Origin of the sequence: Priestia sp. FSL H7-0729 (assembly GCF_038005685.1) — a bacterium.
Lineage (GTDB): Bacteria > Bacillota > Bacilli > Paenibacillales > Paenibacillaceae > Paenibacillus.
The window spans coordinates 152,484-170,632 of the sequence record NZ_JBBOTQ010000004.1 but is presented as its reverse complement, the minus strand read 5'-3'; the positions used below and the strand labels follow the sequence as shown (position 1 = coordinate 170,632).

At 44.8% G+C, this 18,149-nt stretch carries 24 protein-coding genes and 1 tRNA gene; 7 read left to right on the top strand and 18 right to left on the bottom strand.

Translation table 11 applies throughout. The features are described from left to right. Nucleotides 1–45: 45 nt before the first annotated feature. A complete protein-coding gene (locus MHH93_RS11930; RefSeq protein ID WP_500054215.1) occupies nucleotides 46–651 on the top strand; it encodes a suppressor of fused domain protein in 606 nt (201 codons plus the stop codon). Between the two features lie 112 nt (nucleotides 652–763). Here the strand turns inward: MHH93_RS11930 and MHH93_RS11925 are convergent, their stop codons facing one another. After that, on the bottom strand, nucleotides 764–1,363 hold the full coding sequence (locus MHH93_RS11925) for a YkzI domain-containing protein (RefSeq protein ID WP_500054214.1): 600 nt from the start codon (nucleotides 1,361–1,363) through the stop codon (nucleotides 764–766). A gap of 252 nt (nucleotides 1,364–1,615) precedes the next feature. Beyond that, complete coding sequence (locus tag MHH93_RS11920) at nucleotides 1,616–2,908, bottom strand: MFS transporter (RefSeq protein ID WP_500054213.1); 1,293 nt, start codon at nucleotides 2,906–2,908, stop codon at nucleotides 1,616–1,618. 177 nt (nucleotides 2,909–3,085) lie between these two features. On the opposite strand from MHH93_RS11920, the gene MHH93_RS11915 reads away from it, so the two are divergent. Next, entirely contained in the window at nucleotides 3,086–4,561 is a 1,476-nt protein-coding gene (locus MHH93_RS11915; RefSeq protein WP_278299186.1) for an aminotransferase class I/II-fold pyridoxal phosphate-dependent enzyme, read from the top strand. Nucleotides 4,562–4,765: 204 nt separating this feature from the next. On the opposite strand, the gene MHH93_RS11910 is transcribed toward MHH93_RS11915, so the two are convergent. The 5 genes from MHH93_RS11910 to MHH93_RS11890 all read right to left on the bottom strand — a co-directional run bounded on the left by MHH93_RS11910 (nucleotide 4,766) and on the right by MHH93_RS11890 (nucleotide 6,955). After that, nucleotides 4,766–5,083, bottom strand: coding sequence for a DUF1292 domain-containing protein (locus tag MHH93_RS11910; RefSeq protein WP_036614722.1), 318 nt, complete (start codon nucleotides 5,081–5,083; stop codon nucleotides 4,766–4,768). 97 nt (nucleotides 5,084–5,180) lie between these two features. Next, nucleotides 5,181–5,735 (bottom strand): stalk domain-containing protein, encoded by a 555-nt coding sequence (locus tag MHH93_RS11905; RefSeq protein WP_278298976.1) that lies wholly within the window; start codon nucleotides 5,733–5,735, stop codon nucleotides 5,181–5,183. 200 nt (nucleotides 5,736–5,935) lie between these two features. Continuing rightward, on the bottom strand, nucleotides 5,936–6,136 hold the full coding sequence (locus MHH93_RS11900) for a hypothetical protein (RefSeq protein ID WP_133385501.1): 201 nt from the start codon (nucleotides 6,134–6,136) through the stop codon (nucleotides 5,936–5,938). Nucleotides 6,137–6,210: 74 nt separating this feature from the next. Beyond that, nucleotides 6,211–6,390: a hypothetical protein gene (locus tag MHH93_RS11895; protein ID WP_500054212.1), complete on the bottom strand. Its 180-nt coding sequence runs from the start codon at nucleotides 6,388–6,390 to the stop codon at nucleotides 6,211–6,213. 145 nt (nucleotides 6,391–6,535) lie between these two features. Continuing rightward, nucleotides 6,536–6,955: an organic hydroperoxide resistance protein gene (locus tag MHH93_RS11890; protein ID WP_017687397.1), complete on the bottom strand. Its 420-nt coding sequence runs from the start codon at nucleotides 6,953–6,955 to the stop codon at nucleotides 6,536–6,538. A 205-nt stretch (nucleotides 6,956–7,160) separates the two neighbouring features. On the opposite strand from MHH93_RS11890, the gene MHH93_RS11885 reads away from it, so the two are divergent. Beyond that, a complete protein-coding gene (locus tag MHH93_RS11885; protein WP_500054211.1) occupies nucleotides 7,161–8,372 on the top strand; it encodes a chromate transporter in 1,212 nt (403 codons plus the stop codon). A 170-nt stretch (nucleotides 8,373–8,542) separates the two neighbouring features. Here MHH93_RS11885 and MHH93_RS11880 read toward each other — a convergent pair whose 3' ends face one another. The 5 genes from MHH93_RS11880 to MHH93_RS11860 form a co-directional block, all read right to left on the bottom strand. After that, nucleotides 8,543–9,229: a hypothetical protein gene (locus MHH93_RS11880; protein WP_500054210.1), complete on the bottom strand. Its 687-nt coding sequence runs from the start codon at nucleotides 9,227–9,229 to the stop codon at nucleotides 8,543–8,545. A gap of 2 nt (nucleotides 9,230–9,231) precedes the next feature. Further along, nucleotides 9,232–10,230 (bottom strand): hypothetical protein, encoded by a 999-nt coding sequence (locus tag MHH93_RS11875; RefSeq protein WP_500054209.1) that lies wholly within the window; start codon nucleotides 10,228–10,230, stop codon nucleotides 9,232–9,234. Beyond that, nucleotides 10,217–10,489, bottom strand: coding sequence for a hypothetical protein (locus tag MHH93_RS11870; protein ID WP_500054208.1), 273 nt, complete (start codon nucleotides 10,487–10,489; stop codon nucleotides 10,217–10,219). Before MHH93_RS11870 ends, MHH93_RS11875 begins: the two co-directional genes overlap by 14 nt. 202 nt (nucleotides 10,490–10,691) lie before the next feature. Next, nucleotides 10,692–12,902, bottom strand: a complete 2,211-nt coding sequence (locus tag MHH93_RS11865) for a M1 family metallopeptidase (RefSeq protein WP_500054207.1) — start codon at nucleotides 12,900–12,902, stop codon at nucleotides 10,692–10,694. A 188-nt stretch (nucleotides 12,903–13,090) separates the two neighbouring features. Then, a tRNA-Val gene (locus MHH93_RS11860) sits at nucleotides 13,091–13,163 on the bottom strand. 145 nt (nucleotides 13,164–13,308) lie between these two features. Here MHH93_RS11860 and MHH93_RS11855 point away from each other — a divergent pair. From MHH93_RS11855 to MHH93_RS11845, 3 genes are all read left to right on the top strand, one after another. Continuing rightward, nucleotides 13,309–13,566 (top strand): hypothetical protein, encoded by a 258-nt coding sequence (locus tag MHH93_RS11855; RefSeq protein WP_500054206.1) that lies wholly within the window; start codon nucleotides 13,309–13,311, stop codon nucleotides 13,564–13,566. 236 nt (nucleotides 13,567–13,802) lie between these two features. Next, entirely contained in the window at nucleotides 13,803–14,246 is a 444-nt protein-coding gene (locus tag MHH93_RS11850; protein ID WP_500054387.1) for a GNAT family N-acetyltransferase, read from the top strand. A gap of 113 nt (nucleotides 14,247–14,359) precedes the next feature. Then, complete coding sequence (locus MHH93_RS11845; protein WP_192268835.1) at nucleotides 14,360–14,596, top strand: DUF3892 domain-containing protein; 237 nt, start codon at nucleotides 14,360–14,362, stop codon at nucleotides 14,594–14,596. Nucleotides 14,597–14,670: 74 nt separating this feature from the next. On the opposite strand, the gene MHH93_RS11840 is transcribed toward MHH93_RS11845, so the two are convergent. The 4 genes from MHH93_RS11840 to MHH93_RS11825 form a co-directional block, all read right to left on the bottom strand. Further along, complete coding sequence (locus MHH93_RS11840) at nucleotides 14,671–14,952, bottom strand: hypothetical protein (protein WP_339235785.1); 282 nt, start codon at nucleotides 14,950–14,952, stop codon at nucleotides 14,671–14,673. Continuing rightward, nucleotides 14,936–15,157: a hypothetical protein gene (locus MHH93_RS11835; protein ID WP_339297437.1), complete on the bottom strand. Its 222-nt coding sequence runs from the start codon at nucleotides 15,155–15,157 to the stop codon at nucleotides 14,936–14,938. Before MHH93_RS11835 ends, MHH93_RS11840 begins: the two co-directional genes overlap by 17 nt. A 195-nt stretch (nucleotides 15,158–15,352) precedes the next feature. After that, on the bottom strand, nucleotides 15,353–15,679 hold the full coding sequence (locus MHH93_RS11830) for a DUF3889 domain-containing protein (RefSeq protein ID WP_500054205.1): 327 nt from the start codon (nucleotides 15,677–15,679) through the stop codon (nucleotides 15,353–15,355). 56 nt (nucleotides 15,680–15,735) lie between these two features. Then, nucleotides 15,736–16,044, bottom strand: a complete 309-nt coding sequence (locus MHH93_RS11825; protein ID WP_500054204.1) for a hypothetical protein — start codon at nucleotides 16,042–16,044, stop codon at nucleotides 15,736–15,738. A gap of 265 nt (nucleotides 16,045–16,309) precedes the next feature. Between MHH93_RS11825 and MHH93_RS11820 the strand changes: the two genes are divergently transcribed. Next, nucleotides 16,310–17,212: a manganese catalase family protein gene (locus MHH93_RS11820; protein WP_036614750.1), complete on the top strand. Its 903-nt coding sequence runs from the start codon at nucleotides 16,310–16,312 to the stop codon at nucleotides 17,210–17,212. A 219-nt stretch (nucleotides 17,213–17,431) separates the two neighbouring features. On the opposite strand, the gene MHH93_RS11815 is transcribed toward MHH93_RS11820, so the two are convergent. Beyond that, a complete protein-coding gene (locus tag MHH93_RS11815) occupies nucleotides 17,432–17,725 on the bottom strand; it encodes a DUF6809 family protein (protein ID WP_500054203.1) in 294 nt (97 codons plus the stop codon). A 143-nt stretch (nucleotides 17,726–17,868) separates the two neighbouring features. Then, entirely contained in the window at nucleotides 17,869–18,048 is a 180-nt protein-coding gene (locus MHH93_RS11810; RefSeq protein WP_017687382.1) for a ribbon-helix-helix domain-containing protein, read from the bottom strand. Nucleotides 18,049–18,149 lie beyond the last annotated feature (101 nt).

Genomic DNA, 18,149 nt, shown 5'->3' with positions numbered 1-18,149 from the left:
TAATCATATCCATGAACTCTGATCAAAAAAGGAGGAGCGTACATCATGGCGTTTGAGCAGCTTTCGAACGAAGAACGGTTTTCCCTGGATATTCGAAGAACATTTCTTCTGGGGGCATATATGAATGAATGGGGGATGCCGGAGCACAGGATCGTTCTTTCCAAGCCGGACAGAAACATTCATGTAGAAATCTATTTCTTTCCTGCCACGGTTCATTCAGGCATCGCAAGATTTGTAACAGTAGGCTTGTCTCAGGCAACTCGGCCTTCAGGAAAGCGGGTAGCCGCTGAATGGATGCTTGCGTTGCAACCGGATCTTGGCGGTGAAGATGTAGAGCGTGTCAACACATATCTGGTCGATCTGATCTCCCATCACATCGAAAATGTACCGGATTCAAAGGTTCCACGTGTGATGAAATCAAGCGAATTAGCGCCAGCCCGTTGGAATGCAACCGCCTTTCTCATCGATGAACTGCGGGGAGAAAAAGAATCCCTCGAACAGTTCCATGTAGGTGATGAAACAATAGAGCTATTGTGGGCGGTACCCCTCACTTCTTTTGAAGCTGACCTGCTACTCAACAAAGGGGTGAACGAATTCGATCTTTGGATTGAGAACTCTGATTACTCTATTCTTGATCCTTGTCGCCCCTAAATGACAAAACGGTTTAACGACGATTGTACGTGCAAATGGCTTGTTACATAACCACAAAGCCCTGGCATGCACCAGGGCTCTTAACTCAGTTTATAATCAGAAGATTTATCCTTCATCCTTCCAGCATCAACAGATGCCCAGATAACCGTTTCAGTACTTCACGGCAGGCATTGGCTTTATCCACATTATCCACCTGAATGGCCGTATGCAGACGCTCCAGTTCATCGTCCAATTCCATGCGCAACAACATGAGCCTTTCCTCACCTTCGCGTGAGAGGAACATTTCTTCCATCTCTTCCGCCGTCGGCGCAGGTTCCTTTTGAAAGATTACACGTTGCTTGAAACCGGAAACCTCCACGAGCCGAATGACTTCACCGAATAAAATGTTCTCCACGGTCATCTGCTGATCCTTGAACCGCTTCACAACCGCATGCCCGCGTGTATCTCCAATCAGCTTCTCCAGCCACTCCGCAAGCTTCGCGTCCTTGATAAGGTAATCGCCTGTCATCTTATAGTTTCCACTGCGTGTCTGTTGAAAACGGAGCTTTACCAGCTTACGACCAGTACGGACAGACAGGATAAAAAAGGATTCGTCCTCGCTCCAATATAGTGAATACCCCTCACGAATAAGGTCTTTGATCAAATTTTGGATATGCCGACGGTTGAACCGCAGCTCCAGATTGCAATATTCAACTTCATAACTCTTATTCACGGCACTCCCTCCATCTGTACCGGATCAACTCCGGCCCTCGTCTTCAATCGCTTCTACTCAATCGGCTTACCCTATTTTATACTTCATTTTATGTAAGGGTACTTGGTTATTTGACTATTTTTCACCGAAAGGACCGCCGGATTGCAGCTTTCCGCAGACGCACAGGGGCAAGCCCCCGATTTTCGTGGTATAACGGACACCAAAAAGGGAGTTCCACAACCAAAACGGTTGACGGAACTCCCTTTCTTTTGCTTATTTGGCTGGAGCGGTACGAAACGGATTGCGGGATAATACAAAGTGCACTACGGCAAGTCCTGCCATGACAACGGCACTCCCGATGAACGGAGCCAGATGGCTAACATGATCCCATAGCAGTCCGGATACAATGGGGCCTACCACCATACCAGATCCCTGCAAGGTAAGGAAGAATCCCCAGATCGCTCCTCGCTCCCCTTTGGGAATCAGTGTGGCTACAAACGCATTCCAGGCGGGCAGAATCATGGCATAACTGACGCCCACCAACATAACAACACCAAAGACTACCGGAATGGATGTTATGGAGGAAAATGCGAACAGACTTGCTGACGCCATCAAAAAACCAACGTTCAGGAACGGTTTCGTGCCAAACCTGTCTACCATTTTGCCTACAGGCAGTAAGGCAATAACGGTGATTCCACCACCTGCAATCAGCAACAAACTATACAGGTTCGGTGAGATGTGCAGGTCTGTACGTGTATATAGCGTGATTACTGGACTGAGCAGCCCGATGACAAACGATTGCATAAACAAGGCAGGGTACACGAGCGGATTAACATTAAGCGTGCTGCGTACCCGTTGCAGTGTGCCCTTCACGCTCTTTTGCAGCCGGATGAACGGTGTGAGCAAATTCGGTTTGGCTGGATATTTTGAATCCTTATTCTTCGCCGCTTGCTCAGCATGCTCTCCTTCGACAATGACACGTCCAGGAAGAATCATGGCCACCAGAATAACGAGAATGGCACAACCCATCAACACCAGAAATATGGTCCGATAATCATGATTCGTACGCTCCAGCAACCAGTTCATGCCCACGGGTCCAAGACCTGTTCCACCCAGAGCCGCCATCTCCAGCGCGCCCATTGCTGTACCATTCTTGTTCTGTGGTCCTGACATCGCAGTCACCCCTGTCATGGCGCAAGGCCAGAGCGGTGATGTACCAATGCCAAGAATCAGACAGGCCATGGCCAGTCCAACGGCACTTTTGAGAAATAGAATCATAATAACAGCGATTAAGGTACAGATTAGTGCTGTGACCATCGTTGCGCGGAATCCGATCCGTTCTGCTGCCCAGCCGGAAGGCGCCCGGAACAGATTATCTCCCAGATATTGAAGAGCAAATGCCACACCAATGACACCTGCGGACAGACCCAGGATATTGTCCATATACACGGGCAGAACAGCTACCAACAGGGCTCCTTTGATAATTTCAACCAGAAAAAGTGTCAGCCACATTGCGATAAAAAATGGTGATCGCAAAATTTTGGCTGGTTTTGTGTCGGTTTGCATTCTTTTTCCCCTTTCGACGCTCATTTACCGATCCCCTATCCTTAGTGTAACCCCGGGGAATGTGACCAAATCTCGGCAATTTAAAAAATTGTCGATTATTACTGTTGCATTCGGGTCTTAATTTGCTATACTCATCTTTGTTTACCAATTTTATTAGGAAGGGTTGTGACAGCACTGATGAATCACCACCGTACGCCGCTGTTTACCGCTTTAAAAAATCATGCGGCACTCAATCCGGTACAGTTTCATATTCCGGGCCATAAAAAAGGATTGGGAGCGGATACCGAATTCCGTGAATTTATTGGCGATAATGCCTTCTCCATAGATTTGATTAACATCGCACCTCTAGATGATCTTCATCAGCCAACCGGTGTCATTCAGGAAGCACAGATTCTGGCAGCAGATGCCTTCGGAGCCGATTATACCTATTTTAGTGTACAAGGCACAAGCAGTGCCATTATGACCATGATTCTGTCTGTATGTTCACCGGGTGACAAAATTATTGTGCCCCGTAATGTGCATAAATCGGTTCTGTCCGCCATCATTTTCTCAGGCGCCAAACCCGTATTTGTCTCTCCATCTCAAGATGCCAATCTGGGTATTGACCATGGAGTGACCACACAGTCTATCCGTCGCGCACTTGAGCGTCATCCGGATGCCAAGGCATTGCTTGTAATTAACCCAACCTATTACGGCGTAGTTACAGACCTAAAAGAGATTGTTGAGCTGGCACACAGCTACCAAGTCCCTGTACTTGTAGATGAAGCACATGGCGTACTCATTCATTTCCATGAGGATCTGCCGTTGTCTGCGATGGCAGCAGGCGCAGATATGGCTGCAACCAGTGTTCACAAGCTTGGTGGCTCCATGACACAGAGTTCCGTACTTAACCTGAACACGAAGAATGGGTTCGTGAATCCACAGCGTGTACAGACGATCCTGAGTCTGCTCACCTCAACATCCACTTCATACATTTTGCTTGCTTCACTCGATACATCAAGACGTAATCTGGCGCTCCACGGTCGTGAGATTGCACAAAAGGCGATTGAACTAGCCGAGTTTGCCAGACGTTCGATTAACGATATGGATGGACTGTATTGCTTCGGTAAAGAGCTGCTGGGTACAGAAGCGACCTTCAATTATGATCCAACCAAAGTAACGGTCCATGTTCGCCATCTGGGTATTACAGGATATGAGACAGAGAACTGGCTGCGTGAGCATTACAACATCGAGGTCGAACTTAGTGATATGTACAATATTCTGTGTCTCATCACGCCAGGAGATACGGATGACAGCGTGGATATCTTGCTGAACGCTTTGCAGGATCTCTCCCGTACCTATTATCAAGTGAACCCGGCTCATGAACTGGTGGTAAAAGTTCCGGATATTCCACAGTTGATGCTGACGCCACGTGATGCATTCTACGGTGATACCGAAGTGATTCCGTTTAAGGAGTCTGCAGGACGTATTATCTCGGAATTCATCTATGTTTATCCGCCAGGAATTCCGATTCTGTTACCGGGTGAGGTTATTACCCAGGAAAACATCGATTACATCATCGATCATGTCGAAGTCGGCTTGCCTGTCAAAGGACCCGAAGATCGTAGCGTAACCAACGTTAAAGTGATCGTGGAAGCCGATGCCATTTTCTAAAACAACCCTTAGGGCTATGCAAAGGATATACTGAATGACCAAGCCTTGCGCTTGGTCTTTTTTTTCTGTAGAAGAAACGAGTTTGCATTTTCCCGTCTACTTCGTCGTTCAAACCAATCATACATACGCTTGTGCACTTCTTAAAAGCAAACAAAAGGCTCCCTGAAAATCAAGGAGCCTTCATGTTATGTTCCAAAAGAATGACTATTCTTGTGATGCAACGAGTTCGTTGTAAGCCGCTTCAACGCGGTTCCACTCTTCTTCGTCTTCAATATTGTAGAGCACCATTTCCTCGTCTTCTTCTTCCATACGCAGGATGATGCCGTCAGCTTCAGGATTGTTACGTTCCAGCAGGAGCGCATAAACATGCTTCTCCACGTCAAACGTCTCCACCAAAACCATCTCCACGTCTTGGCCGTTCTCGTCTGTTAATGTGAGAAGGACTTCTTCATGCTCGTGGTCGTGGTCGTGGTCTTGCCCGCATCCGCAGCCATCGCCGTGTTCATGTGTGTGATCGCTCATTGAAATACCTCGCTTTATAAATAGAAATTGTGTAACCTTGCATATCGTAACATGTTCACTGACCCAGGTCAATTTAACTGACAGGGTTATTTTCGCTTCAATCATTCAGCGCTGTAATGATTTTCTCCGCTACCAGGACGTAGTTGCTGTTTGCATTTTCTTTAATATGAAAGCCGACTTGGTACTTGCCAGCACGACTGAAATCGTACGTAAAATCGTAAGTGCGGAACCAGAAGTTATCCTTCTGCGTTGTAAGTTCCTGCGACTGGATATCCTTCACCTGACCGCTCGGATTGGTAATCGTTACTTTCACCGCAGCTACATCTGCTGTCAGACTATCCACTTGTGAAAATACATTGAATTTCAGCTTGCCTACGTTAACGTTGCCAAATACAGTGTCTCCCTTGAAGAGAAAAATATGTACATTCGGTTTGATCACCGTTACTCTCTTGTTACTGCTATCCCATTTGACGACACCTCCGGCTTCCCTTACAGGTACATAGGTGGTTCCATCAATGAGATAACCTCCATCAGCTGCTTCCTTGCCGTTAATGAGAACACGAATCTTCTCATTCACCGAATCTGCAAATAATAAAGACCCGCCGAGCAAGGAGAATACCGTGACACAAAGCAATATTCGTTTCCATTTCATCCCGTCAATATTCCCTCCCCTGCTGCTAGCTGTTGTACATTTATACTGTAGATTCATCCACAAAGTTGCGCTGTTTTTCATCATTTTTCATTTTTTATCCAGAATTTTTTCCACCCCTTGGAATACAAAAAAAGAGGCGATCCTCATAAAAGGGTGCCCCTGATCTATCATTGTTATATATACGGCATTATAGGAAGAGTTTAAGAAGAAGTATGGCGGGTCAGGATACAGGGAACCCCCTTGCCAATAGCCCCTTCGATTCTCATCCGTGCAGCGTAATCCATTCCTCGTGTACATGGTGTCTTGCATCTCTCACATACATCCGAAGTGACCAACTTCATGGATACACGAATTTTGTCACTCTTTAATGCGGGAGCTTTCTTACCCTTTGCTTTTGCCATACCGGATTCCCCATTTCCCCAAATGCTTACTGATGTAATGCATCATATGGGGATTCGCCCGGTTGTGTGTCTATTTAAAAAACGTATTTAAATAATAAAAATATGACAAGGAGGATGCCTCCGAGAATGAGCCAGTTGCTGATTTCATACCAAACGCTCTTGCCTCCGGACAGGTATTTCTGTTCATTCTCCTGATGACGCTGACGGTGGGTATCGGTCTCAGAGCCATGGGGTGGTTTGCTAAAATCCATCATAAAGTACACTCCCCTTTCAGCAGTTTTGTGTAATCTTAATACCATTATAACCCATAATTGAGTATGAAATTGATTTTTATGTATAAAACACCAAAAACCTCCGATTTCTCGGAGGTTTCTTATCTTCAAAACATAGTTTCAATGATTAAGCCAATTCTACGTTAACATTGACGTTCCCTTTAATTCCTTTGGAATATGGGCAGTAGTCATGGGCAAGTTTCACAAACTTCTGTGCTGTTTCTTCATCCAAACCAAGGATTTTAACTTCCAAATCGACTTGAAGCTTCACGCCGTTATCCTCTGAATCCGTCACCAACATTACGGTAGCAGCTACAGTACTTCTTTCAATTTCAACTTTGTGTTTCTTCAATTGGAACTCCAATGCGGAGTTAAAACATGCACTATACCCTGCTGCAAACAACTGCTCCGGATTCGTTGCTGTTGTCACTTGTCCTCCGAGTTCAGGTGGTGCCGCCACATCCAACATAAACACGTTATCTGGGGATTGTACGATTCCTTGACGTCCGCCTGTATTAATAACTGTTGTTTCATATAATGTTTTCATGGTTGAAAACTCCTTTGGTTGATTAGATTTATTTAAATAAATTTTGTCCTCTTCTGTATCGCCAACAATTACATTGTACACAATTTAATTGTGTATGTAAATAGTTAATCTAAAAAAATAAATATAAGTTTAATACAGCGTTTAAACGAATAGCGAAGATGAGGTTTAAAATGTAGTTAACGAACAGTTAGGAGGAATAACACGTTTGGAGAATAATTCATTTCTAACCCCGGACAAGCCCACACATAAAATCAGGGCACTCTATGAAGTGTTGGCTGTATCCACCAAACTCGGCCTGACTTCGTTTGGAGGACCTATCGCTCATCTCGGTTACTTTCATGAAGAATATGTTCGCCGTAGAAAATGGATGGATGAACGAAGCTATGCAGATTTAGTTGCGCTATGTCAATTTTTGCCCGGGCCTGCCAGCAGTCAAGTCGGGATTGGAATTGGCATCATCCGAGGTGGTTTGCTGGGGGGACTGATGGCTTGGCTTGGTTTCACACTTCCTTCTGTCATTGCATTAGTTTTGTTCGCTTTCCTTCTTCAAGGATTTGATATCAGCAGTACTGGCTGGATTCACGGCCTTAAGATTGTTTCTGTAGCTATTGTCGCTCAGGCGATATGGGGGATGGGACAAAAACTAACTCCTGACCGCTATAGGGCAACCATCGCTATCTTTACTGCAGTGGCGACTCTTGTGTGGCAGACTGCGTTCACTCCAATCCTTTTTATTGTGATCGCAGGCGTGATAGGTATGGTCCTTTTTAGTAAAATGACCGAGTTTAAAACAGTAGACTTGTCTGTCCCTGTGAATTGTAACTTGGCAATCGTCTGTTTGGCTACGTTCTTTGGAATCCTGATTTTTCTCCCGTTACTCACTCCCTTTGATCGTTCGGGGTGGCTGTTATTCTTTGATAGCTTCTACCGTTCAGGATCACTCGTATTTGGTGGAGGGCATGTTGTACTTCCGTTACTGGAACGTGAATTCGTCCCTGCAGGTCTGATTAATAAGTCAGACTTTTTGGCGGGATATGGAGCAGCACAAGCTGTACCAGGACCACTGTTCACCTTTGCCGGTTATTTAGGAGCGATGATGCGTGGGGTTTCAGGAGCTTTGGTTGCAACGATCGCTATCTTTTTGCCAGCTTTCCTTCTGATCGTAGGCGCATTGCCCTTCTGGAGTGCTTTATGTAAAAGCTCTAAAATTCAAGGCGCATTAACCGGAATTAATGCAGCCGTAGTAGGAATTTTGCTCGCGTCATTGTACGATCCGCTTTGGACAACTGCGATTCTAACTCCTATTGATTTTGCACTGGTATGCATGTTGTTTCTAATGCTCATCTTTTGGAAAGTACCACCATGGATCGTTGTCGTTGCTGGTGCAGCAGGCGGTACAATCATGAAATTTCTTTAAGTAAAGAAGGTACCCAAACACTGCACTTCCTTTTCGAAGCGTCCGTGTTTAGGTACCCTATTACTGCAAGTAAGTTATTGACCGATCCATGCAGATCATCTATTTTTTCTCTTTGTCATTCCAATTCAAATCATGCACCTTGTTCGTCTTCCGAAGTCTCCCCAATTGGATTAGTTACTCCATATATCCACTTTCATCTGTGCACATTTGAAATATTTGGCCTCGGCTTTACTTGTAGTCAGTTTCAACAGACATTGCAGCTCTCCATGTTGGAATAGCCCACCACTAAGGTCAGCAGCAACACCGCCATACTGGTCATCAGCACCAAGCCATACAGATGGTCTCTCCAACCCCGCTGAGAATTGTAATCCGGTGCAGAGGAGCACAGTGAGATTCTTACGGTTCTGCGCCTCGTCTCCTGCTACGCCATGTGTGGTGAAGAATACCATGTTTTGCTTGAAATCGGTGTATGTTCCATCTGCTTTATAGGCACGGACCATACCATACTTCTGATTTACGTTTTGATAAAAGGTGATTCCGGCCTTGCTGTCCTTTGATTTAATGCCAACCTGAACTGAAATTCCAATATTCCCGTTTAACTGTAGCGCTTCCAATGTGATTGCAATTGCTGTTACTTTCGAACTGTCAATCAGATGTTTCATTTTCAACTCTGCCGTGGCTCCTGCTGTTGTCGGTGTTGTAACGGTTATGGTTCCTCTGTCGGGCAAAGGCTCAAACGTAGGCGTGCCCACCACTTCCGCCCAATCCGGTAACGTTCCGTAAAGAAAATCGGCCACAAGCTGTTTGTGGACCTTTCCAAAGGGCACGATCTGACCCGCTGCATCACGTATAAGCATATCTACACCCCCACCGAATAGGCTACACCGATATTATGATCGGTATTGTAATACACGTACACTACCCCGTCCATAACGGACACCATCAAGGATTGCATATTGGTCGTTTCCCAATTCAATGCCGGAAAATATATATCTGAAGGTTTGTCCAGCAGTTGACGAAAGTCTGCGCTAATCTTGGCAATGGCAGGCCGAGCTACCGTCGTGACCCCACCGGAAGCATAAGCCGATAACATGCCCAACCACCACATGCTCCCTTTGTACATAAATACACCAGCATTGGGTCTCGAAATGTTTTCATCCGCCGATAAAGTCGCATCATTACCACCCATTAATGGTCTCGGATCAGCTAACCAGCTACGTCCGTCATGAGAATGCCAAATACATTTGCGTCCAAAGTCGCCGCCGCCCATCACCGAGAAACCGATCCATTTGCCGCCATTTCTGAAGCATGAGAAGTAACCAGTATGACCATCACCCGGGAAGCCGGGAGGTTTGTCCAAAATCAACCCCACTCTTGTCCAGTTAACCATGTCTACTGAGGTCGCAAGTGCCGTCGATTGGTTGATCCCCAGTCCGTTTTGTTGATAATACATGAAGAATAATTGTTCTTCTTCGTTCCAGATCACAAATGGCGTTTCCGTTGAATTTCCAACTACGGTATCGAGATATACCTGTCCGTGTTTGGTCCATGGTCCTGTTGGACTGTTCGAATAGGCTAGTCCAATACCACCGATGTTATTATGGTTGGTGGAATACGTGGCATAATAATCTGCTTTGGCATCAGGGATAAGCCCCTTCACTTTGATCGCCCGAAACCAATAGATCGATTGTAGACCCGCCATTGCAGCGGTATATATAGGATTGTCCATTTTTTTATCAAATTGAGGCGTGTACATCCGTCTGGATTCTGCATCGCAATAGTCATAAGGTGCAATGTCCCTATTCGCCTTCATCGCTGCGCCCAGTGCTGCCTGAGCAATATTTTCAGTCGTAGACATGTGAACTCAACTCCTTCGTGAGCAGTGAATTACCAATTACCGGTTGCAAATATAAAACATCCGAAGTGTCCTTTAATAGGATTGAATAATCAACAACATTACCCACATTCGCAGCCGGCTCTTGAGTAATACGAATGATAGGACGAATTCTAGCATTATATGAATACGCTTTCATTTTGTTCATTCCTTTATTTCCTTTACCGTTGTAATCAGCCATTGTCCCTTTCATTGGTACGCCCGGATAATGTTGATCCTTCATATTAATCCCTCCTATTGTTTTCTCCCGATAAGTATATTCATGAAGTTACCTTTCTGCTAAAGCATTATGCCCATATTACAGCCTATTATTCTCAGTCTGGTTTTCATATAACCAACGGTTTGCTTATGTTAACAAGACGAAACAGGCTAACCCATAAGAATAGGCTAACCTGTTTGAATGAAGAAACTGCACAACCAACTACTTATTCCTCCGCAAAAAGTGAAGATATGGGATTGGCTACTTTTTTATCGGATTGCTCCTTGCCTTGGTTATCCAATACATAGTACTGGTAAAAGTCGTTAGTGAATCCGATAGACTCCTGTATTTTCAGCTTAAAAGCTTCAAATGCCGCATCACTCAGATGATCCTCATTCCAGAAATAATGAAGCATCAATCGATTCTGGTTATAAGGATGTTTGATAACATATGCACCCGCGGCGAGAGGTTGATTCATGGTATTTCTCCAAGGAAAACCTGTCTGTTTGGTCCGATCGATAATGTTGAATTTTAAAGCCTGCACCAATCCGTTTGACTTGGCATTGCCAATGACAATAAGGTTGCTGTTGCCGATCTCTTTTTTCATCTTTTGCTTCAGTTCCTTGCGATCCCGTAGAATGTCGTATCTTATCCCGCTCATATCAAGGAATCCGGTCAACTGATTAACCATATCTTCCTGTTGTTTAGTTGCATGCTTACTCACCTGATCGCTGAGCACAATGGTTAATTCCTCGCCTTGAAGGACTTTGTCCATCAATCGATTCATCACTTCATAAGGCAGATTAGGGATCATGCCGATGACAGCCTGATACTGTTGTTGTAACATGTCATGTACATAGGCAGCTGTCTCTTCCTCTGATAATTGGTATTCCGGCTTTAAGACAAAGTTAGGCTGATATAGGGCCATCTGCATTTCTGAACGTACTTCCTTACCAAGCACATCTTCAATGGTGTGGAGCAGCCCCTCTAAAGTTGCATTCTGGTACACGTAGCGTTTGAAATATGTTCTCATCAATTCGTCAAATTTCTCTTCGCCGACGGTACGATAAAGCTGATAGATCGCTTGTCTTCCCTTCTGATAATACACCAAACCTGCTAAATCCCCAGCTTCATCGTTTGTTGACGCAATCGCCATATCTACGGGCGCAGTATCAAACTGTATGGATCTGAACCCATTTAGCTTGTCTCCCTGTTTCTCGGCAAAATACACCATGGAGAAATCAGCAAAGCCTTCATCCAGGAAGGATTCTGTCTCCGAATTATTACCGATCAATGCATGGAACCACTGATGCGCTATTTCATGAACAAAGGTTGTGTCTTCTTCTGGAATAGCACCATTTTGAATCTGTCCCATCTGGATGAGCCTCGCATACTCCACGGCAACGCCTTGTACATACGTCTCGACAATTCGGAACTCTGGATAGGGATACTTGCCATATTTCTCACTATAGAAATCAATCAACTTGAATGCCTGATTAATGTACCGGTCAACTATCTTTTTCTTGGATGGATCATCGTTGTAATAATAGTATTCCACCGTCAGACCGTTACGGGTAGCGCGCTCCACTTGAAGATTAGGACTGGCAAAGAAAACAAACTCTCTCGTATTCTCGGCTACGGCAGAAACAATTTTACGTCCATGTTCTGTACTGTCTTGAGTGGTGATAGAGCCAGGCATGGCTACCTGATACTCCTCAGGCACATTAAATTGAACTTCAAAGTCCGATGAGGTGTAATAATCGCTCTCAAAAGTTCGACTATACGGTGCCTTGTTCCATTGATGCTTAACCTCGTCGTAAACAGACATCACCGGGAACCAGTGCGCACCATTGATCATGTCCTTGTAGTAGGAAACTCGCTGTGAGCCATAGGGTATATTCAACTGAAACTCCAGTTGGAATGATACCGATTCGCCTGGTTGAACGGGCTCTTTCAACTGCACGGTCAACGCTTGGTTTTCCTTATGGAAATCGAGAGATTGGCTATCTGCTGTTACAGCCTGAATATCGATGCCACCCAGAAAGTCCTCCGCTGTCTTCTCCGGGTGATCTTCACTAATCTTTTCATTATGCTGTTGGTACATGCTCGCCTGTGTAGACTTGGAGAGGTTTGCGTCAGCATATGTATGAAGGACCAACTGCTGGAGGGTATCCTTGCTTGTGTTGCGATACGTTACCTTCTCGCTCCCCTGGATCGTCATGTCCTTCTCATTTAATCGAGCCTGGATCTGGTATTGAATTGGAGACTGCTCTAGGGAGTCTTTCTGTGTGTTAGGTATCTTCGTAGATACAGGTGGGACTGCTTCCGCTGCCACAACCCCCATGTTGGCAAGTGGGCTTGTTGCCAGTATTAAAGCCAGTGTACCCGCAATCCCTACTCTGGCTAACTTTGATGTAAATGGGTTGGAATAATTCATAAGTTCTCTCCTTCTCCTGTTCTATGATGACCTCAGAACCAAGTATAGAAGAGGAACCTTACGTTGAATTTATGTTTTATTTAAGTTTTGTTTAAAAAAAGGAAAAGAACATGAAGCTTTCTCAAATCTCATTCATGTTTGTATGTAAAAAAAGAAAAGAAGCCTTACAGCGTAAGGCTTCTCGTGTATGATCTGTAGTGGGCTCGAACCACTGACCCCTACCCTGTCAAGATAGTGCTCTCCCAGCTGAGCTAACAGATCATGATATATAATTATTCCCTATTCAAGTAACAGTATCATATCAAGTAAACGTGTTCATTGTCAATGATTTATTTGGTTATAATTCACCAGAATTGGTGCACAATAAAGGAAAGATTACCATTTCAGACAACGAGGTGAATTCCCTATGAGAAACTTAACAAATCGGTTAACATCCATTAAACATACATTTACGAAATGCTTCTTTCTCTACGCTGGGCTGCTGATTCTTATTACCACGGTTACTGGTTGCGGCCTGGAGCGGGATGAACATACGGTTCAATTCCAACAGTTAAAACAACCCAATGAAAATGTTGAATCTCTGCCCGTCTGGCTGGACGTATACTCCAAATCTGTAATTCAAGATGTATATTCTCCGCGAGGAAGCAGTGAAGTTTTGCCGTGAAGGTAAGAGGTGAATTACTCTTCTTCATCCCACTTGCGTGAGTATGCTTTCTTGGTCACATAATACAACAGAGCAATCATTCCCGCCGACATTAACAATGTAATGACCATGATGCCTGCCATGCCCATCACTACCCCTCCTCTCCCAATATGTTCCAGACTTCACTATACAGGAAAAACATTTTTTTGTATAATTCAGTCTGATATGTCGCGCAAGAGCAGAAAGAAGGAATGGAATTGGCAGCTGAGATTAGTTATGTAACGACAGAAGAACAACTGGAGCAAGCCCTGGGAATTCGCCATCACGTTTTTGTTATCGAGCAACAGGTGCCTGCCGAGATTGAGATTGATCAATATGATGTCATCAGTCCGGATGTGCATCATATATTGTTAAGTACGGATGGGCAAGCTGTTGCCACAGGACGTCTGATCTATTACAGCAAGGATACGGCCAAAATGCAGCGGATCGCGGTGCTTGAGTCTCATCGTTCATTTGGTTATGGACGTGTGCTTCTGCTCGCGATGGAGGAGCTGGCACGTGAACTCGGATTATCCTATTCTTTACTGGATGCGCAGTGTCAGGCACAGAAATTCTATGAAAAACTGGGCTATGAAGTGATTTCGGAAGAGCCTTTTTATGATGCAGATATTCTGCATGTTCGTATGAGAAAGAGCTTGTAAAACCACGGCGTCGGCAGGTCTTTATCCGCACATGGTGCATACTTTCGATGAATTCGGATAGGCTAATCAGGTAAGCAGATTCCTATCTCGTCATATAAGGAGAGTGTGACATCATGGATCAAACAACACGCGAGAGTTTCACAGCCGTACAGAAAAATGGCGACGGTGACCTTACAGCCTTTCAGACTTCAGCAGGACGTGTACTGGACTACCAGCAGGCACTTGCAGAAGTAAAGGCTGGCGCTATTGCCGGTGTGAATGTATTTAAAGGCAAGGATGGCGAAATGTACATTCGCGGCGATGCCGACGGTGACCCAACCAATAACCTGGACCAACTTCCCATGTTCTAAAATAGATGCATATGCGTACGTGTGCCACAGTAAGCGCCGATCCGGATATCCGGGTTGGCGTTTTCTTATTGGGACTAATAATCCGTAAAATATTTTACGGAATCACCGGAAGGCTGACTTTTGCGAATCGGCTGTTGTACCTGTTCCCATGCCTGTAAAATCTGTATCCCTTCAAGCGTAGACCGGTTCTCCCACGCGATGTGACCGGTGCGTTCAAGCTCCAGCAATGACTCATGAATGTAAGCTCTGCTTCGTCCCGTCTTGGTCTCCAGTTCATCCATACGCGGCAACCTGCGCCGTTGTCCTGCATAGTTCACCATAATACGCAAAATCTTGCGTTCAAAATCGTTCAGCATACTTCACCTCCCCATTCAGATCGGTAACAGGACGCCATGCCAGAATACCTTGCTCCAGAAATGTTCGGGGTGAGCCTTCTTTTCCCGCTGATGCTCTAATCATCCCGCCACGTACACTGTTAATTCGAATCTGTCGCTGCGTAATCTGCCCTGCACGATCCATGTAGACAAGCTCCACCATCTGGCCAATATATTTCCCTAGCATAATCATCCCTCCGATAAGAACGTTTGTTTGTATTTCTTATTATATGCGAACATAAGTTCTTTATTCAATAGTAAAAAAAGGATTTTAGCAAATAAAAAAACCAGACTTTCACCTTAAAGATTAAGGTAGTCTGGTTCCTCCAATGATGTAGCTGATATGCAAACATGGCTTGTAATCACCAAGTTCAGTAACGGATCAGTGTCGATCCGATTCGGAAAATTGTACTTTTTTCAATTGCTGTGTAGAAGGATTAAAATCAACATTTACATAGACAGCGAATTGCTTGCCGTCTTTGGCACGAACCCATAGCTTGAACTGTTCCCGTGATTGATCCGCTGTTAGAGAGGTACGACCGATATGCTTATAGTCCAAAATATCCACATTATACTTGGTCTGCGTTTCTTTGACCGCAATAATTCCCCACTTCGCATAATCCGGGATGGCGCCACCCGTAGCCGAGGCAGGTGTGAATCCCGCTAAACTAAGTATAACCGTAAGTATTGTAACGATGAGCATTCTCATTTCACTCACTCCTTGGGACAATATGTTTCTGTTATATTGCCCGTCCGGGTTTCATTTTACACGAATAAACGAAAGATCCATGCCAGTGGCCGTAGGGCAAAAGGAACCACATGAACAAGCCGGTCAAACGAATCAGGAGGCTCTGTCCGGAAGCTCATTCCCCAGTCACCCGAGAAAAAGTGTTGTTGTGTCTTCGGCTCCTCAGGACGATCCAACCCGTATTTCTTCTCAAGCCTTTGCCTCGTTTGTTCATCCACCTGAACCTCGTTCGTAACGTCATATGCTATGGCAGGCTCGCTGCTTATGTACATCAACATCATTAGAAAGATCCCAATTCCAACTATATGTATCCAACGCTTGTTCATCTCTTACTCCTTTAATGAATTCATAACGCTCTTTTTTTATGTAACGGGAAGACTCGTTCGAATGTTTGATTATACATAAATTTGACCGTATTGGAAATAACAAATGGGAGAAGAGTTGGGGCATGCGTTATGCGATGCTTAAGTCCCATTTGGTTGATTTTTTGTTTAAAAAACCCAATAGACGTGTAATAGGCCATGACAGAGTGACTTCACGATCTGAAACCCTACACGATCTGCAATACCAATTTGAGGAGGTTACACCCGAATGTTCAAACGCCTGGATGAAATTCTGATTGAGATTCCCAATGTCGAGAAGCCAGATCCGAATGCTGCGGCAGCCATACAAGAATTACTCGGCGGCAAATTCGGAGAAATGTCAACGTTGAACAACTACCTCTATCAATCGTTTAATTTTCGATCCAAAGAAAAGCTGAAGCCCTTCTATGACCTCGTCATGAGCATTACGGCTGAAGAATTGGGTCATGTTGAACTCGTGTCTCATGGCATTAACAAATGCCTCAGAGGTTCAACCGAGTACAAAGAACCCGACGATACGCCGCTAGGTTCCGTGAAAGATGCTCGTCTGTCGTATCACTATCTGGCAGGTGCACAAGGCGCAATGCCTTTCGACTCGATGGGTAATCCATGGACGGGAGCAAATGTCTTCAACAGTGGCAACCTGGTCGAGGATCTGCTGCATAACTTCTTCCTAGAATGTGGCGCTCGTACCCATAAGATGAAGGTATATGAGATGACAGATCACCCGGCAGCCCGGGAAGTGGTTGGTTTCCTGCTGGTACGTGGCGGCGTGCATGTAGTCGCATATGCAAAAGCACTTGAGATTGCAACTGGCGTCAATGTAACCAAGCTCGTTCCTATTCCTTCACTGAACAACAAAGCTTTCAATGAGGCTCGTAAATATGAAGAAAAAGGGGTACACACTAAGCTATATACCTATAGTGATAAAGATTTCAACACGATCGGTCAGATCTGGAAAGGGACTCACCCCGAAGATGGACAACCACTTGAAGTCATCCAAGGGATACCTGAAGGATTCCCGATTCCAGAAGCCCCTGCGGTGGAAGAAGAATTCGCCCCAGGCATTTCGCAAGAAGACTTTAAAGAGATTGCTCGTCGTCTGAAGATGGCTGGGAATATTGCGGATTAAGGAACCAATTGTTTAACAGTTTCTTTCCCTATATATTGTTAACTCTGTGTTTAAGCGAAGCCCTCGAACCCTGCTGCTGAATGCAAAGAGGATTTGAGGGCTTTGTTATAATCAATTTATGATACAATTTTATGATGCATAATGAGTATGTTCTGTACACGTCATTTTCTGAGAATTCAGCTGTAAAAATAAACCAGATCTCTGCTAACATCGTTAAACTTAATTAAACTCCAACACTGATTCCTCACGCTGACTCATGACTTCAATTAGCATGTTGGCACCCAGACGAAAACCTTGTGCAAACGCTGCTTCCGTATGCATGCCCTCACATCTGCCACACAAGTCAAATAACTCATCAAGCTCACGGAATTCGTTCTCGCTCAATCGATTCTTCCACTGCTCTGTCAGAGCTGCAATCTGCCGCCCTAACGCTTGGTATTCAGGATGTGTCGGCATCATCATCTCATCCGGTCGAAGTCGTCCATTATATAATGCTTCTAATATCGAATTCATGTGCATCCTCCTGTATATCAATTCGCACTTCACTTGAATGAACGTTCTACACATGGTAGGATATTTATGCAGTCGCTCATTCATTCATGTGATGCGTGATAGGAAGCAGCGTGTTCTTCGCGGGACTAGCGCTGCTTCCTTTTTTATTTTTGGAGTTCGTCGTAAATCTTCTCAATCCCTTTGCGAACAATGTCTGATCGATTCGTATTCAGCTTCTCAGCCGAAATATCGAGCTTGTTCATAATTTCCTCGTCAACACGTATCTCAATCGTTCTGCTTTTGGGTTTGTCAGATTTAGGCCGCCCCATCTTTTTGGCGGACATTTGCTTCACCTCTTTTTTTGTCCTGACAACAATATATTATTGCCCGGACAAAAAGTCAATGTATTTGTAAAACATACGTTCGTTTTTGTGACAGCAGATTC

Bases quoted from the DNA above. Each gene is read 5' to 3' on its own strand.
- MHH93_RS11930 (WP_500054215.1), top strand. From the start codon at position 46: ATGGCGTTTGAGCAGCTTTCGAACGAAGAACGGTTTTCCCTGGATATT.
- MHH93_RS11920 (WP_500054213.1), bottom strand. From the start codon at position 2,908: ATGCAAACCGACACAAAACCAGCCAAAATTTTGCGATCACCATTTTTT.
- MHH93_RS11915 (WP_278299186.1), top strand. From the start codon at position 3,086: ATGAATCACCACCGTACGCCGCTGTTTACCGCTTTAAAAAATCATGCG.
- MHH93_RS11910 (WP_036614722.1), bottom strand. From the start codon at position 5,083: ATGAGCGATCACACACATGAACACGGCGATGGCTGCGGATGCGGGCAA.
- MHH93_RS11905 (WP_278298976.1), bottom strand. From the start codon at position 5,735: ATGAAATGGAAACGAATATTGCTTTGTGTCACGGTATTCTCCTTGCTC.
- MHH93_RS11900 (WP_133385501.1), bottom strand. From the start codon at position 6,136: ATGGCAAAAGCAAAGGGTAAGAAAGCTCCCGCATTAAAGAGTGACAAA.
- MHH93_RS11895 (WP_500054212.1), bottom strand. From the start codon at position 6,390: ATGATGGATTTTAGCAAACCACCCCATGGCTCTGAGACCGATACCCAC.
- MHH93_RS11890 (WP_017687397.1), bottom strand. From the start codon at position 6,955: ATGAAAACATTATATGAAACAACAGTTATTAATACAGGCGGACGTCAA.
- MHH93_RS11880 (WP_500054210.1), bottom strand. From the start codon at position 9,229: ATGCTTATACGTGATGCAGCGGGTCAGATCGTGCCCTTTGGAAAGGTC.
- MHH93_RS11875 (WP_500054209.1), bottom strand. From the start codon at position 10,230: ATGTCTACGACTGAAAATATTGCTCAGGCAGCACTGGGCGCAGCGATG.
- MHH93_RS11870 (WP_500054208.1), bottom strand. From the start codon at position 10,489: ATGAAGGATCAACATTATCCGGGCGTACCAATGAAAGGGACAATGGCT.
- MHH93_RS11865 (WP_500054207.1), bottom strand. From the start codon at position 12,902: ATGAATTATTCCAACCCATTTACATCAAAGTTAGCCAGAGTAGGGATT.
- MHH93_RS11855 (WP_500054206.1), top strand. From the start codon at position 13,309: ATGAGAAACTTAACAAATCGGTTAACATCCATTAAACATACATTTACG.
- MHH93_RS11845 (WP_192268835.1), top strand. From the start codon at position 14,360: ATGGATCAAACAACACGCGAGAGTTTCACAGCCGTACAGAAAAATGGC.
- MHH93_RS11840 (WP_339235785.1), bottom strand. From the start codon at position 14,952: ATGCTGAACGATTTTGAACGCAAGATTTTGCGTATTATGGTGAACTAT.
- MHH93_RS11835 (WP_339297437.1), bottom strand. From the start codon at position 15,157: ATGCTAGGGAAATATATTGGCCAGATGGTGGAGCTTGTCTACATGGAT.
- MHH93_RS11830 (WP_500054205.1), bottom strand. From the start codon at position 15,679: ATGAGAATGCTCATCGTTACAATACTTACGGTTATACTTAGTTTAGCG.
- MHH93_RS11825 (WP_500054204.1), bottom strand. From the start codon at position 16,044: ATGAACAAGCGTTGGATACATATAGTTGGAATTGGGATCTTTCTAATG.
- MHH93_RS11820 (WP_036614750.1), top strand. From the start codon at position 16,310: ATGTTCAAACGCCTGGATGAAATTCTGATTGAGATTCCCAATGTCGAG.
- MHH93_RS11815 (WP_500054203.1), bottom strand. From the start codon at position 17,725: ATGAATTCGATATTAGAAGCATTATATAATGGACGACTTCGACCGGAT.
- MHH93_RS11810 (WP_017687382.1), bottom strand. From the start codon at position 18,048: ATGTCCGCCAAAAAGATGGGGCGGCCTAAATCTGACAAACCCAAAAGC.